Source organism: Streptomyces sp. NPDC007983 (assembly GCF_042958345.1).
GTDB lineage: Bacteria > Actinomycetota > Actinomycetes > Streptomycetales > Streptomycetaceae > Streptomyces.
In genome coordinates, this window is record NZ_JBIBJI010000009.1 from 1 (window position 1) to 14,936 (window position 14,936).

Annotated in this window: 13 protein-coding genes; 2 read left to right on the top strand and 11 right to left on the bottom strand. The window is 70.8% G+C overall.

The genetic code is table 11. The features are described from left to right. Nucleotides 1-314 precede the first annotated feature (314 nt). From ACFZCY_RS26665 to thyX, 3 genes are all read right to left on the bottom strand, one after another. Nucleotides 315-2,000: a ribonuclease J gene (locus ACFZCY_RS26665; RefSeq protein WP_055556916.1), complete on the bottom strand. Its 1,686-nt coding sequence runs from the start codon at nt 1,998-2,000 to the stop codon at nt 315-317. Nucleotides 2,001-2,124: 124 nt separating this feature from the next. Continuing rightward, entirely contained in the window at nt 2,125-3,024 is a 900-nt protein-coding gene (gene dapA, locus ACFZCY_RS26670) for a 4-hydroxy-tetrahydrodipicolinate synthase (protein WP_391178348.1), read from the bottom strand. Between the two features lie 169 nt (nt 3,025-3,193). Beyond that, entirely contained in the window at nt 3,194-3,946 is a 753-nt protein-coding gene (gene thyX / locus ACFZCY_RS26675; RefSeq protein WP_391178351.1) for an FAD-dependent thymidylate synthase, read from the bottom strand. Between the two features lie 223 nt (nt 3,947-4,169). On the opposite strand from thyX, the gene ACFZCY_RS26680 reads away from it, so the two are divergent. Both ACFZCY_RS26680 and ACFZCY_RS26685 read left to right on the top strand, forming a co-directional pair. Next, a complete protein-coding gene (locus ACFZCY_RS26680) occupies nt 4,170-4,406 on the top strand; it encodes a hypothetical protein (RefSeq protein ID WP_055556910.1) in 237 nt (78 codons plus the stop codon). A 63-nt stretch (nt 4,407-4,469) separates the two neighbouring features. Then, nucleotides 4,470-5,057 (top strand): hypothetical protein, encoded by a 588-nt coding sequence (locus ACFZCY_RS26685; protein WP_391178354.1) that lies wholly within the window; start codon nt 4,470-4,472, stop codon nt 5,055-5,057. A gap of 13 nt (nt 5,058-5,070) precedes the next feature. Here the strand turns inward: ACFZCY_RS26685 and ACFZCY_RS26690 are convergent, their stop codons facing one another. From ACFZCY_RS26690 to ACFZCY_RS26725, 8 genes are all read right to left on the bottom strand, one after another. Further along, nucleotides 5,071-5,538 carry a hypothetical protein gene (locus tag ACFZCY_RS26690; RefSeq protein WP_391178357.1) on the bottom strand — a complete coding sequence of 156 codons (468 nt, stop codon included), beginning with the start codon at nt 5,536-5,538 and terminating at the stop codon, nt 5,071-5,073. Between the two features lie 10 nt (nt 5,539-5,548). After that, nucleotides 5,549-6,301, bottom strand: a complete 753-nt coding sequence (dapB, locus tag ACFZCY_RS26695) for a 4-hydroxy-tetrahydrodipicolinate reductase (protein ID WP_055556904.1) — start codon at nt 6,299-6,301, stop codon at nt 5,549-5,551. 62 nt (nt 6,302-6,363) lie between these two features. Beyond that, nucleotides 6,364-7,743: an insulinase family protein gene (locus ACFZCY_RS26700; protein ID WP_391178361.1), complete on the bottom strand. Its 1,380-nt coding sequence runs from the start codon at nt 7,741-7,743 to the stop codon at nt 6,364-6,366. Beyond that, entirely contained in the window at nt 7,740-9,971 is a 2,232-nt protein-coding gene (locus ACFZCY_RS26705; RefSeq protein WP_391178364.1) for a polyribonucleotide nucleotidyltransferase, read from the bottom strand. The genes ACFZCY_RS26700 and ACFZCY_RS26705 overlap by 4 nt, the downstream gene beginning before the upstream one ends. Before the next feature lie 375 nt (nt 9,972-10,346). Continuing rightward, complete coding sequence (gene rpsO, locus ACFZCY_RS26710) at nt 10,347-10,634, bottom strand: 30S ribosomal protein S15 (RefSeq protein WP_009714645.1); 288 nt, start codon at nt 10,632-10,634, stop codon at nt 10,347-10,349. 250 nt (nt 10,635-10,884) lie between these two features. Further along, nucleotides 10,885-12,471 (bottom strand): amidase family protein, encoded by a 1,587-nt coding sequence (locus ACFZCY_RS26715; RefSeq protein ID WP_391178368.1) that lies wholly within the window; start codon nt 12,469-12,471, stop codon nt 10,885-10,887. Then, nucleotides 12,471-12,761: a hypothetical protein gene (locus ACFZCY_RS26720; RefSeq protein ID WP_391178371.1), complete on the bottom strand. Its 291-nt coding sequence runs from the start codon at nt 12,759-12,761 to the stop codon at nt 12,471-12,473. The genes ACFZCY_RS26715 and ACFZCY_RS26720 overlap by 1 nt, the downstream gene beginning before the upstream one ends. 64 nt (nt 12,762-12,825) lie before the next feature. After that, nucleotides 12,826-14,898 (bottom strand): PQQ-binding-like beta-propeller repeat protein, encoded by a 2,073-nt coding sequence (locus ACFZCY_RS26725; RefSeq protein WP_391178374.1) that lies wholly within the window; start codon nt 14,896-14,898, stop codon nt 12,826-12,828. Nucleotides 14,899-14,936: the final 38 nt, after the last annotated feature.

Below are 14,936 nucleotides of genomic sequence, written 5' to 3' on the forward strand. Positions count from 1 at the left end.
TTTCCCTCCGGCCTTTCAGCCTTTCGGCTTTCCGGCCTTTCGTGTTTCCAACCTTACCAGATCCGTTTTCCGTTCCGTTTCCGGTCCGAATTCCGCTTCCGGTGGCCGTTGGAGGGCCTTCCCTTTCGGTGTCTCCGACTTTATCAGAATCCTCTGAGCCGGATTTCCACCCCCGCCTTCGGGCTCCTCCGAAGCGGTATGAGTGCTCCGGGTTCCCCCTCTGGCGGAGCCGTAAACGTACTGGAGCGGGGCTCCTCGATGCAAATCGAGGAGCCCCGCCCGGGGTTCAGCGCTCTCCTGGAGCTGAGGTCGCGTCAGACCTCGACCACCACGGGGAGGATCATCGGGCGCCGGCGGTAGCTGTCGGACACCCACTTGCCCACGGCGCGGCGCACGAGCTGCTGGATCTGGTGCGAGTCCGCGACGCCGTCGGAAGCCGCCTTGGCCAGGGAGTCCTCGATCTTCGGGAGGACCGCGGCGAAAGCGCCGTCCTCGATGCCGGAGCCCCGTGCCTGGATGTGCGGACCACCCACGATCTTGCCGGTCGTGCTGTCGACGACCACGAAGACCGAGATGATGCCCTCCTCGCCCAGGATGCGGCGGTCCTTGAGCGAGCTTTCGGTGACGTCGCCGACCGAGAGGCCGTCCACGTACACATAGCCCGCCTGCACCTTGCCGGTGATCTTCGCGATGCCGTCGACGAGGTCGACCACCACTCCGTCCTCGGCGATGACACAGCGGTTCTTCGGGACCCCCGTGAGGGCGCCCAGCTCGGCGTTGGCGCGCAGATGGCGCCATTCGCCGTGGACCGGCATCAGGTTCCTGGGCTTGCAGATGTTGTAGAAGTACAGCAGCTCACCGGCCGAGGCGTGGCCGGAGACGTGCACCTTGGCGTTGCCCTTGTGGATGACGTTCGCGCCCCAGCGCGTGAGCCCGTTGATGACCCGGTAGACCGCGTTCTCGTTGCCCGGGATGAGCGACGACGCCAGGATCACCGTGTCGCCCGGGACGATGCGGATCTGGTGATCGCGGTTGGCCATCCGGGACAGCGCGGCCATCGGCTCGCCCTGGGAGCCGGTGCAGACGAGCACCACCTCGTCGTCCGGGAGGTCGTCGAGGGTCTTCACGTCCACCACGAGGCCCGCCGGGACCCGCAGATAGCCCAGGTCGCGGGCGATCCCCATGTTGCGGACCATCGAGCGGCCGACGAAGGCCACCCGGCGCCCGTACTCATGGGCCGCGTCGAGGATCTGCTGGATGCGGTGCACATGGCTGGCGAAGCTCGCGACGATGATGCGCTTCTGGGCACTCGCGAAGACCTGGCCCAGAACGCCTGAGATGTCGCGTTCCGGCGGGACGAAACCGGGGACCTCGGAGTTGGTGGAGTCCACCAGCAGCAGGTCGATGCCCTCCTCGCCGAGCTTGGCGAAGGCGGGAAGGTCGGTGAGACGGCCGTCCAGCGGCAGCTGGTCCATCTTGAAGTCGCCGGTGTGCACGGCCAGGCCGGCCGGGGTGCGGATGGCGACCGCGAGGGCGTCCGGGATGGAGTGGTTGACCGCCACGAACTCGCACTCGAAGGGGCCGATCCGCTCCAGGTTCCCCTCCTCCACCTCCAGCGTGTAGGGGCGGATCCGGTGCTCCTGAAGCTTCGCCTCGATCAGGGCGAGCGTCAGCTTGGAGCCGATCAGCGGGATGTCCGGCTTCTCGCGAAGCAGGAACGGGACGCCGCCGATGTGGTCCTCGTGGCCGTGCGTGAGCACGATGCCGTCGATGTCGTCGAGGCGGTCCCGGATGGACGTGAAGTCCGGCAGGATCAAGTCGACTCCGGGCTGCTCCTCCTCGGGGAAGAGCACCCCGCAGTCGACGATCAGCAGCCGGCCACCGTATTCGAAGACCGTCATGTTGCGGCCGATCTCGCCGAGGCCACCGAGAGGGGTGACACGCAGGCCACCCTCCGGGAGCTTCGGCGGCGGGCCGAGCTCGGGATGCGGATGACTCAAAAGACTCTCCTCACCACGCGCGCCACATGCCCCCTGGGGCACATGGCGCGCGTGACATTCGTGCACTTGCTGATGTGTCTGTATGCAGTTGTGAAGTATGAAGGTGCGATCATCGCGTCTTTGACTAGAGCTGTACCCCGCCGGCGGCAAGATCGCGCTTGAGCTGTTCCGTTTCCTCGGGGGTCAGCTCGACGAGCGGCAGGCGCAGCGGCCCCGCCGGCAGGCCCTGGAGGGCGAGCGCGGCCTTGGACGTGATGACGCCCTGGGTGCGGAACATACCGGTGAAGACCGGGAGCAGCTGCTGGTGGATCTCCGTTGCCTTCGCGACGTCGCCCTGGAGGTGGGCCTCGAGCATCGCGCGCAGTTCGGGGCTGACGAGGTGGCCCACCACGGAGACGAAGCCGACAGCGCCGACCGACAGCAGCGGCAGGTTCAGCATGTCGTCGCCGGAGTACCAGGCGAGGCGGCTGCGGGCGATGGCCCAGCTGGCACGCCCGAGGTCGCCCTTGGCGTCCTTGTTGGCGACGATGCGCGGGTGCTCGGCGAGCCGGACCATGGTCTCGGTGCTGATCGGAACGCCGCTGCGGCCGGGGATGTCATAGAGCATGACCGGCAGGCCGGTGGCGTTCGCGATGGCCGTGAAGTGGCGGAGGATGCCCTCCTGCGGGGGCTTGCTGTAGTACGGCGTGACCGCGAGCAGGCCATGGGCACCCGCCTGCTCCGCCCCGCGGGCCAGCTCCACGCTGTGCCTGGTGTCGTTGGTGCCGGCTCCGGCTACGACGTGGGCGCGGTCGCCGACCGCCTCGACCACGGCTCGTACGAGCTCGGCTTTCTCCACATCGCTGGTGGTCGGGGACTCGCCGGTGGTGCCGTTGACGATCAGGCCGTCATTGCCGGCGTCCACCAGATGAGTGGCGAGCCGCTGGGCGCCGTCGAGGTCGAGCGCTCCGTCAGCGGTGAATGGCGTGACCATGGCGGTCAGCACCCGCCCGAAAGGGGTCTGCGATGTGGATGTCGGTGCCATGGGCACCACGCTACTCGTAGCGCGCCCCGCGGCGCTCGCTCGGGGCGGCGGAACAGCGCCATCAGAGAGGACCCGGCACTGCCTGCTCGGGGGTTCAAGCAGTGCCGGGCCCCTTTGTTCAGCCTAGATGAACTTCTCGAAACGTCGCAATACGGACACTTCGCTCGCGCTACGGAGCGACCCGGCCATTGGCGTTGAACGCGGCGTGGGTGAGCGGCATCAGCCCGGCCCACGCCTCCTCCATCTTCTCGCCCACCATCTCGATCTCCCGCTGCGGGAAGGACGGCACGGCGGCCTGCTCGTGCTGGGTGCGCAGGCCCAGGAAGTGCATCAGCGAGCGCGCGTTGCACGTCGCGTACATCGAGGAGTACAGGCCGACCGGGAGCACCGCGCGGGCCACCTCGCGGGCGACCCCGGCGGCCAGCATCTCCTGGTACGCCTCGTACGCGTGGCGGTAGGCGTCCTCCATCGCGCGGCCGGTCAGCGCGTGCTGCTCGGGGGTGCCCTCGACGAACTCGTACTTCCCCGGGCGGCCCTGCTGGACCAGCTTGCGGTCCTCGCCGGGCACGTAGAAGACCGGCTCCAGACGGCGGTAGCGGCCGGACTCCTCGTTGTACGACCAGCCCACGCGGTGCCGCATGAACTCGCGGAAGACGAAGATCGGGGCGCTGATGAAGAAGGTCATCGAGTTGTGCTCGAACGGGCTGCCGTGCCGGTCGCGCATCAGGAAGTTGATCAGGCCCTTGGAGCGCTCCGGGTCCTTCGTCAGCTCTTCTAGGGACTGCTCACCCGCGGTGGACACCCTCGCGGCCCACAGGACGTCGGAGTCGGCGGCGCTGTGCTTCACCAGCTCGACGGTCACATCGCTGCGGAAACTGGCCTTCTCGGTCTCGGCCGGGCTCTCGGCGGGGGTGTCGCTCACCGACGGGTCCTTCCATGTCGCATCGCTCGGGGCGGGCCCAGCTTACGGGCCGCCACCGACAGCTCCGCTCCCCCGGACCCCCGCACGGGCACTCGCGCGAACACGCGCCCGGACCCCCGCAGAAAATTTTGACTGAAGTTCTTGAAACAGGGCACCAGGACGGTCGTTCACACGTCCTACACACTGAAGTACCCGCGCTCGAGGTTCCAAGGAGAGCCCGCTCATGTTCCGCCGGCGAGAGCCCGTACCGTTCGCCTTCGTCGCCGAAGCCGACCGTTTCCGCAGTAATGTCACCCCGCCACCCCGCCCCCGGGCGTCCCGGTCCGAGATAACCGGCCGGACGCTGATGGGGCTGACGATCGTCGCCGGTTTCGTCGGCGCCCTGATGTTCGGCATGCCCGCGCTCGACAGTCAGTCGCACCCCACTCACCAGGCGCAGGAGGCCTCGAACGGGCGCTGAGCTGTGCTGAGATAGCCTCACTCAGCACAGACCACCGGACGTGTGTGTGAGTGAGGACAATCCGTGCCACTGCCCTTCCTGACAGCCGACCGCGCACATGACGACGACCGAGCGGGGCCCGAAGCGGCCCCGCTCGCGCATGTCGACGTCACGCATGCCGATGTCGCTTACGAGGACCCCGAGCGCTGGCGCCGCCCGTACCGGCCGGGGCCCTGGAAGGTGGGCGGAGCGGCGGTGCTGTTGCTGCTCGCCTCGTACCTCCTCTTCTCGGCGCTGATCATCGCCCTGGCGGGCTCGGGATCGGCCGCGGGGGTGTGCGTCGCCGCGGCGGCGCTGGTGATGGGCTTCGCGGTCCGGATGGTGCAGGCGGGCGTCCGGGCGAACGAGCGGGGGCTGCGGCGGACCGGGCTGCTCTCGTCCACCACGGTCGCCTGGCAGGACGTCGCGTCGATACGTACGGTCCAGCAGCCGGTGCGCCGGCTGGGCCTTCCGCTCACGGTGCAGGGGCAGGCGGTGCTCGCCGAGCGGACGTCGGGCGGCGCCCCGCTGACCCTGATCACCAGCCATGACACCGATTTCCTGGGGCGCCCCGAGGCCTTCCGGGCGGCCGCCGACGCACTCGACGAGCAAGCGGCCCGGCGCGCCCGCTGAGCCCGTGGCGCCGTCAGCCGGAGCTGTCCGCGGCCCGGACCGGCTTGCCGTCGTGGAGGGCGATGGCGCGCTGCATCGCCTTGCGGGCGCGGGCGGTGTCGCGGGCGTCGTGGTACGCGATGGCGAGCCGGAACCAGGAGCGCCAGTCCTCCGGCGACGCTTCCGTCTCGGCCCGCCGCTTGGCGAAGACCGCGTCCGCCGAGTCCCGGTCGATGCGCCCGCCGGGCGTCCGTACCAGCTCGTCGACCGGAAGGCCGCCCTCGGCGTCCAGTTCGCGCGCGAGCCGGTCGGCGTTGCGCGCGAACTGGGTGGTCTGCCACAGGAACCAGCCGCCGATGAGCGGCAGCACCAGCACGGCCGCGCCGTAGGCGATAGTCACCGGGGTGCCCTCCCGGATGAGGAGCACCCCGCGGTCGCCGACCAGCACGAAGTAGACGACCAGGACGGCCGCGAGGACGAAATACGTGATCTTTGCGCGCACCGGTGTGCCCTCAGTCCAGATCGAGGAAGTGTTCCAGGCCGAAGGTCAGGCCGGGGGTGGTCACCACGCGCCGCGCGCCGAGCAGGATGCCCGGCATGAAGCTGCTGTGGTGGATCGAGTCGTGCCGGATGGTGAGGGTCTCGCCCTCGCCGCCGAGCAGGACCTCCTGGTGGGCGAGGAGCCCGCGCAGCCGTACCGAGTGCACCGGCACGCCGTCCACCTCGGCGCCCCGCGCGCCCTCCAGCGCCGTGGCCGTCGCGTCCGGCTGCGGGGCGCAGCCCGCCTCGCGGCGGGCCTCGCCGATCAGCTGGGCGGTACGGGCCGCGGTGCCCGAGGGAGCGTCCACCTTGTTGGGGTGGTGCAGCTCGATGACCTCGACCGATTCGAAGAAGCGGGCGGCCTGGCGGGCGAAGCGCATGGTCAGCACGGCGCCGATGGAGAAGTTCGGGGCGATGAGCACGCCGGTGCGGGGCGAGCCGTCGAGCCAGCCGCGCAGCTGCGCGAGGCGCTCGTCGGTCCAGCCGGTGGTGCCGACGACGCCGTGGATGCCGTGCCGTACGCAGAAGTCGAGGTTGCCCATCACCGAGCCCGGGTCGGTCAGCTCGACCGCGACCTCGGCGCCCGCCTCGACCATGGTCTCCAGCTTGTCGCCCCGGCCCAGCGCGGCGACCAGTTCCATGTCCTCGGCGGCCTCGACGGCTCGTACGGCCTCGGAGCCGATCCGGCCCTTGGCACCGAGGACGGCCACGCGCAGCTTGCTCATCGTTCCTCTTCCTTCGCGTTCTCCGGTCGGACGGCTTCTCCGGCCGGGCGGCTCTTCTCCGGCTAGGCGACGGCCTCGTCCAGCCGGGCCGCCTGCTTGTCCTTCAGCGGGCCGATGACCGACAGCGAAGGACGCTGCCCCAGTACATCGCGGGCCACCTCGCGCACCTCGTCCGGGGTGACCGACTGGATCCGGGCGAGCATGTCGTCCACCGACATCTGGTCGGCCCAGCACAGCTCGCTCTTGCCGATGCGGTTCATCAGCGCGCCGGTGTCCTCCAGGCCGAGCACCGTGGAGCCGGAGAGCTGGCCGATGGCGCGCCGCAGCTCCTCGTCGGTGAGACCGTCGCGCGCGACCTGGTCCAGCTCGTCGCGGCAGATCTTGAGGACGTCGTGCACCTGGCTCGGGCGGCAGCCCGCGTAGACGCCGAAGAGTCCGCAGTCGGCGAAGCCGGAGTTGTACGAGTAGACGCTGTAGGCGAGGCCGCGCTTCTCCCGGACCTCCTGGAAGAGCCGGGAGCTCATGCCGCCGCCGAGCGCCGTGTTGAGCACGCCGAGCGCCCAGCGCCGGTCGTCGGTGCGCGGGATGCCGGGCATGCCGAGGATGACGTGCGCCTGCTCGGTCTTGCGGTTCAGCAGCTCCACCCGGCCGGCGGTGCGGATCGCCCGGGAACCGGCGCGCGGGGCGACCGGGACCGCGTCGGCGCGGGTGAGGGCGCCCGCCTGCTCGAAGGCGTCGCTCACCTGCCGGACGACCGCGTCGTGGTCGACGTTGCCCGCGGCGGCGACGACCAGGTGGGTCGGGTCATAGTGCTTCTTGTAGAAGCGGGCGATCTGGTCGCGGCCGAGCCCGTTGACGGTGTCGACGGTGCCCAGGACCGGGCGGCCGAGCGGGGTGTCGCCCAGCATGGTGTGCGCGAACAGGTCGTGGACGCAGTCGCCCGGGTCGTCCTCGGTCATCGCGATCTCTTCGAGGACGACGCCGCGCTCGGCGTCCACGTCCGCCGCGTCGATCACCGAGCCGGTCAGCATGTCGCAGACGACGTCGATGGCCAGCGGCAGATCGGTGTCGAGCACCCGCGCGTAGTAGCAGGTGTACTCCTTGGCGGTGAACGCGTTCATCTCGCCGCCGACGGCGTCGATGGCCGCGGAGATGTCGAGCGCGCTGCGCCGCCGGGTGCCCTTGAAGAGCAGGTGCTCCAGGTAGTGGGTGGCGCCGTTCAGCGTGGGGGTCTCGTCGCGGGAGCCCACGTGCGCCCAGATGCCGAAGGTGGCGGAGCGCACGGACGGCAGGGTTTCGGTGAGGATGCGCAGGCCGCTGGGGAGCGTGGTCCTGCGGACCGTCCCGATGCCGTTCTCGCCCGGGAGAAGCGTTTGGGTACGGGCGACGGCCCGCCCCTCCGAAGAGGTGCGGGCCGTCGTCACGTCGTCGCGGGACGTCACTTGGCGGCTTCGTCCTTCGCCTCGTCGTCCTGGTCGGCCTTGTCGTCTTCACCCTCGATGACCGGGTGCAGCGAGAGCTTGCCGCGCTGGTCGATCTCGGCGATCTCGACCTGCACCTTGGAGCCCACCGCGAGCACGTCCTCGACGTTCTCCACGCGCTTGCCACCGGCGAGCTTGCGGATCTGCGAGATGTGCAGCAGCCCGTCCTTGCCCGGGAGCAGGGAGACGAAGGCGCCGAAGGTGGTGGTCTTCACGACCGTGCCCAGGTAGCGCTCGCCGACCTCGGGCATCGTCGGGTTGGCGATGCCGTTGATGGTCGCGCGGGCGGCCTCGGCGGCCGGGCCGTCGGCGGCACCGATGTAGATCGTGCCGTCGTCCTCGATGGTGATCTCGGCGCCGGTGTCCTCCTGGATCTGGTTGATCATCTTGCCCTTGGGGCCGATGACCTCACCGATCTTGTCCACCGGGATCTTGACGGTGATGATCCGCGGGGCGTTCGGGGACATCTCGTCCGGCGTGTCGATGGCCTCCATCATCACGTCGAGGATGTGCAGCCGGGCGTCGCGGGCCTGCTTGAGGGCCGCGGCCAGGACGGACGCCGGGATGCCGTCCAGCTTCGTGTCCAGTTGGAGGGCGGTCACGAACTGCTTGGTGCCGGCGACCTTGAAGTCCATGTCACCGAACGCGTCCTCCGCACCGAGGATGTCGGTGAGGGTGACGTAGTGGGTCTCGCCGTCGATCTCCTGGGAGATCAGGCCCATCGCGATGCCCGCGACCGGGGCCTTCAGCGGCACACCGGCGTTCAGCAGCGACATCGTGGAGGCGCAGACCGAACCCATGGAGGTCGAGCCGTTGGAGCCGAGCGCCTCGGAGACCTGGCGGATGGCGTACGGGAACTCCTCGCGGGTCGGCAGCACCGGCAGCAGCGCCCGCTCGGCCAGCGCGCCGTGGCCGATCTCGCGGCGCTTCGGGGAGCCGACGCGGCCGGTCTCACCGGTGGAGTACGGCGGGAAGTTGTAGTTGTGCATGTAGCGGCGGCGCGTCTCGGGCGAGAGCGTGTCGAGCTGCTGCTCCATGCGGAGCATGTTCAGCGTGGTGACGCCCAGGATCTGGGTCTCGCCGCGCTCGAACAGCGCCGAGCCGTGGACCCGCGGGATCGCCTCGACCTCGGCGGCGAGCGTACGGATGTCCGTGACGCCGCGGCCGTCGATGCGCTTCTTCTCCTTGATGACGCGCTCGCGCACCAGGGACTTGGTCAGCGAGCGGTACGCGGCGGAGATCTCCTTCTCGCGTCCCTCGAACTGCGGCAGCAGCTTCTCGGCGGCCAGACCCTTGACGCGGTCCAGCTCGGCCTCGCGCTCCTGCTTGCCCGCGATGGTCAGCGCCTGGGACAGCTCGTCGCGCACGGCGGCGGTGAGCGCCTCCAGCACGTCGTCCTGGTAGTCCAGGAAGATCGGGAACTCGCCGGTGGGCTTGGCGGCCTTGGCGGCGAGGTCCGACTGGGCCTTGCACAGGACCTTGATGAACGGCTTGGCGGCCTCGAGGCCGGCCGCGACGATCTCCTCGGTCGGCGCCTCGGCGCCGTCCTTGACCAGCTGGATGGTCTGCTGGGTGGCCTCGGCCTCGACCATCATGATCGCGACGTCGCCGTCCTCCAGGACGCGACCGGCGACGACCATGTCGAAGACGGCGTCCTCCAGCTCGCTGTGGGTCGGGAAGGCGACCCACTGGCCCTTGATCAGGGCGACGCGGGTGCCGCCGATCGGGCCGGAGAAGGGCAGGCCCGCCAGCTGGGTGGAGCAGGAGGCGGCGTTGATCGCGACCACGTCGTAGAGGTGGTCGGGGTTGAGCGCCATGATCGTCTCGACGACCTGGATCTCGTTGCGCAGGCCCTTCTTGAAGGACGGGCGCAGCGGGCGGTCGATGAGGCGGCAGGTGAGGATCGCGTCCTCGGACGGGCGGCCCTCACGGCGGAAGAACGAGCCGGGGATGCGCCCGGCGGCGTACATCCGCTCCTCGACGTCGACCGTCAGCGGGAAGAAGTCGAGCTGGTCCTTGGGGTTCTTCGAAGCGGTGGTGGCCGACAGCACCATGGTGTCGTCGTCCAGGTAGGCCACGGCCGAGCCGGCGGCCTGACGGGCCAGGCGGCCCGTCTCGAAACGGATGGTGCGGGTGCCGAAGGTGCCGTTGTCGATGACGGCCTCGGCGTAGTGGGTCTCGTTCTCCACCAGGGAAATCTCCTCGTCTGCGTCCCCGTCCGTATGACGGTGGACGGTGGTGGAGCAGCGCCTCCGGGCCTTGCTGTCCGGCTGCCGGGCCGGTCTTCGATCGAAGCCACCGGAATTGCCAATTCCGGGAGCCACTACCGAGGACCGGCTCCTATGGCGCCGGTGCGGCGGGAATGAGGCGCTCCTCCTCGTGCGTTATGGCGTTGTTGGGACCAGACTACAAAGCTTCGGCCATCATCACGATGGGTCTTTGGTCTGGCGCGTACGGGACGTAGCGGACATACGCTCCGTGCCGAGGGGCCGAGGCGGCGCAAGAAGCCGCGTACGGCAAAGGGAGCGGCCCCCTGACCCGGGAACCGCTCCCTTCACGACGACTTACTTGGCGCCCGCCGCACCGCGACGGATGCCGAGGCGCTCGACCAGCGCACGGAAGCGCGTGATGTCCTTCTTCGCCAGGTACTGCAGCAGCCGGCGGCGCTGGCCGACCAGCAGCAGCAGACCACGGCGGGAGTGGTGGTCGTGCTTGTGGGTCTTGAGGTGCTCGGTCAGGTCCGAGATGCGGCGCGAGAGCAGCGCGACCTGGACCTCCGGGGAGCCGGTGTCGCCTTCCTTCGTGGCGAACTCGGTCATGATCTGCTTCTTCGTAGCGGCGTCGAGCGACACACGTACTCCTAGGTTTCTCAGTTTCAGCCGCCGAGTGCCCCTGGTCGGTGTCTCAGGGGATCTTCCGTGACTCGGAAGGCGGGGTCCGCTGGGCGCTGTCTCCAGGACCTTCGCAGAAGGCTCCGGGGGCGCGTACGCAAACGGCCAGCACACAGAGTACCAGTGTCCCGGGCGGGGTCCTCCAGGCCGCCGCCGGATGGTCACCGGGCAGCCGCCGCCGGACGGTCACTGGGCACGGGCCGCCGCAGCACTACGCACTGGCGGCCGCGGCCTCCACGGCGTCCAGCAGCGGGCGGACGACCCGCTTGACGGGCTCCAGGGCCGGATCCACCGGGCGCCGCTCGTGCCAGTCGGTGACCGCCTGATAGGCGGCGACCACCTCCAGCAGGCGATCCTCCTCGTACGGCGCCCCGCCGAGGATCGCGCCGGTCGGCACACCGGCCGTGAAGCCGATGGGGAAGCCGATCTCCGGAAGGCCCAGGATGTCGAACGGTACCGGGCTGGTCTGCAGCAGCACGTCGCAGTGGTCGAACGGACCGTCGAGCACCGCGCGCAGCAAGTGGTGCTTGGCGCGCTGCGCGGTGATCCACTCGTCGCCGGAGATCATCAGCCCCTGCAGCCAGCCCAGCACCGAGACGCCGAACTTCGTCAGGTCCTGGCGCAGCCAGTGCCGGAAGGGCTCGGTGCGCTCGCTCAGGCGCGCGGCGTTGAACGCGCTACCGGTCAGCAGCGACCAGTCGGCGGGGTAGCGGACCTCCACGAGGGTGACGCCGGGCAGATCCGCCAGGGTGTCCAGGAGCGCCTGGCGCCGGGCGATGCCGTCGGTGAACCCCGGCGGCACCCCGATCCGGGTGGGCCGGCGCAGCCGTACCTTCCCCTTGGGCGAGACCACGGGGGTGGCCGCGCGCACCAGGTCGGGCAGGCGCGGCAGGCCCTGGGTCCTCGGATCCTCGGCGTCCGGCCCGGCCATGACGGTGAGCATGATCGCCGCGTCCATCGCGTCGCGGGCGATCGGACCGCAGTGGTCCCGGGTGTACGACAGCGGGATGACGCCGTTCAGGGAGACCCGGCCCATGGTGGGCTTCAGGCCGGTGAGGTTCTGCCGGTTGGCCGGGTTGACGATGGAGCCACCGGTCTGGGTACCGATGGAGGACGACGCCATCCGCCCGGCGACCGCGCAGGCCGGTCCCGTGGACGAACCGCCGGGGTCGATGAGCGGATTGTCGGGCGTCCAGGCGTTGACGGTGGTGATCAGGCCGTTGGGCGTGGTGGCACGGGTGGTGGCCAGCGGTCCCATCTGCCCCTTGCCGAGCAGGATGCCGCCCGCCACCTTGAGCCGGGCGACGGCGGTGGCGTCGGTGACCGGCACGAAGTCTTCGAAGATGAAGGAGTTGGCGCGGGTGGGCACGCCCTTGGTGAAGTAGTTGTCCTTGACGCACAACGGAACCCCGGCCAGCGGCCCGCGCTTTCCGTTCTTGTGCGCCTGGTCTGCCGCATAGGCAGAGAGCAGCGCCTGTTTGCCGGTCACCTCGGCGTACGCCTGGTACGTCTTGTCGTACTTATCGATACGGTCCAGATACGCCTGGACGAGGTCCGCGGAGGTGAGGCGGCCGCCGCGGATCAGGACGACGGCCTCGGCGAGCGTGGCCTCCGTGGGGTCGTGCCGCGCCGCCTCGCGCACCGGCAGATCGGGCACCGAGACAGCGGGGACGGCAGGAGCCTCCGGCCTACGGGCCGGGGCCGCGGCGGCCGGTGCGGCGGACGCGGCGAGGGCGCCACCGCCACCGGCGGCGGCCGAAGCGGCGAGGAACGTACGGCGGTTGAGGTCGCGGCCCATCAGCGGTCCGCCTCCCCGGTCCAGCCGGTGGTGATCGACGGGTACGCGAGCGGCGCGGCCTCCTGCTGCGCGTACGCCGCCCCCGGCGCGCCGCCCACGCCGCCCGTCGGCGGCGCCCAGTCGGCCAACGCGCCGGGGGTCGTGGCGACGAACTCGCGCAGCGCCACCATGATCACAGCCCGGGTGGGCGCGCCGGTCTCGGGGTCGGCCACGTCGGGGAGCTGGTCGATGTCGACCCCGGCCAGTGTCAGTCGGGCCCGTATGTACGCGTCCAGCGCGTCGCTGTCCAAGGGTGTCTCCGGATGATCGCGTCGGTGTGGCGGTGAATCAATCTGTAGTCCTGGAACGGCCGTCCTAGAACACCGGCATGGCCGTCAGCTTCTCGTTGTGCAGCAGGAAGACCCGGTTTCCGGCTCCGGCCAGCCGCCAGCCGCCCGCGCCGCCCTGGGCGTACGGCCAGGCGACGCTTCCTCTGCGGGCGTCCACGGCCACGATGCCCCGCTGGCCGAAGTCGTCGATCATCGCCCAGACGCTGTTGCCCTGCACCACCGGCGGCGTGAGCGGATGCTGTTCGGACGCGAAGGGCACCGTCCAGGTGTCCGAGCCGTCCGATGCCCGGCGGGCGGTCAGGTCGGTGGCGTCCACGGCGTGGACGACGCCGTCGCGCACGGCCGGTGCGCTCCAGCCCAGTTCGCCGGTGGCGGTGCGCGCCCACTTCTCGTCGCCGTCCGCGAGCGAGAGCGCGGCCAGGGTGCGTCCGCCCAGGAAGACCGTGCCGTCGGCGACGGCCGGGGCGACGGGGTCGGACCCGTGCTGATCGCGGCGCCAGACGGGCCTGCCGTCGGCGGTGTCGTACCCGGTCACCTTGCCGTCAGCAGCGTGGACCACCAGCCGGCCTCCGGCCACCACCGCGGCGGGGGTGTCTCGGCCGCCGGGCCCCGGAGCCGTCCACAGGGCCGCACGGGAGGTGAGCGATACGGCGCGGATCCGGCCGTCGCGGGTGGTGAGGTAGACGGTCTGTTCGTCGGCGGCGAGCAGAGCGCGCGCGTCCGCCCGGTCGGCCTTCCACCGCTGCTTGCCGTCCGCGGCGCGCAGCGCCCATACCGCGCCATGGGCGTCAGTCGCGAGAACGGTGCCGTCCGTGTCTTCGGTATCGCCGGGGACCGCGAGAGCGCGGCCGGTCAGGCCGGTGGCCTTCGACGTCCATCGCGGCTTTCCGTCGCGTACGCCATAGGCGCGCAGACGGCCGCCCGCCGACGGGACGACGACCAGGTCATGGACGGGGAGCGGCGCGGGCACGGCCTTGTCGGCGAGGCGCAGGGGGCCGATGTCGACGGGGCCCCACAGGGGCGACGGCGCGGTGCCCTCGTCGTACTTCGCCAGCGGCTTCGCGTCCCAGGGCCGCGTACCGTCCGCCGCGTCCTCGTCGTCGCGCAGCAGCCACCACGCCCCGGTCCCGCCGCCCGCAGCGAGCACCGTGCCGCCCACGGCAAGGGTGGTGAGCAGCCTGCGCCGGGTGGGGCGGGACTCCTCGTCTCCGGGCATGGTGGCCATCCGGCGGGCGTCCGTCTCGCGCCGCGCGATGTCCGCCGCGAGCGGCCCGGTCCGCCAGACCCGGCCGGCGCCGCGGGGCGGCGCCAGCTGCCCGGCGATGGTGTCAAGGGCGGGCCGGGCCGCGGCCTCCTTGGCGAGGCAGGGGGCGACCAGGGCCCGTATCTCCTCCGGCACCGCGCCGAGTTCCGGTTCGCCGTGCACCACCTGGTACTGCATGGCAGCCACGTGCCCGCCCTCGTAGACCGGCCGCCCGCCCGCCGCGTACGCCAGGACCACGCCGAGGGAGAACACGTCTCCCGCGGGCCCGGTCCGCCGCCCCAGCACCTGTTCGGGCGCGGCGTAGCCGGGGGTGGCGAGCGTCTGTCCGGTGGTGGTGAGGGTGAGCCCGTGTTCGGGGCGGGCGATGCCGAAGTCGATGATCTTTGGGCCGCGCGAGGTCAGCACGATGTTCGACGGCTTGAGGTCACGGTGCACGAGCCCGGCCCCGTGGATCTCCCGAAGCGTCGTCACGAGCGCCGCGCCCAGTGCCCTGACAGCGGGTTCACCGAGGGCCCCGTACCGTTCGACGGCCTGGTCGAGGGTGGGCCCCACCAGGAACTCCGTGGCCATCCACGGCCGTCCGCCCTCGGTCTGCGCCGCCAGCACCCGCGCCACCCCGCCGCTGCGCACGGCCTGCGCCGCGTACGCCTCGCGCAGGAAGCGCCGGGCCATCTCCGGATCGTGCGCCAGCTCGGGCCGCAGCACCTTGACGGCCGCGGTCCGGCCCGCCGCGTCCCGCCCGAGGTACACCTGCCCCATCCCGCCGGCGCCGAGCACACCGGTGAGGCGGTACGGGCCGAGGCGGAGGGGATCGCCGGTGCCGAGGGGGTTCATGGGGCTCCTGTAGTGGGTGGGGATGGTCGATGAGCGGA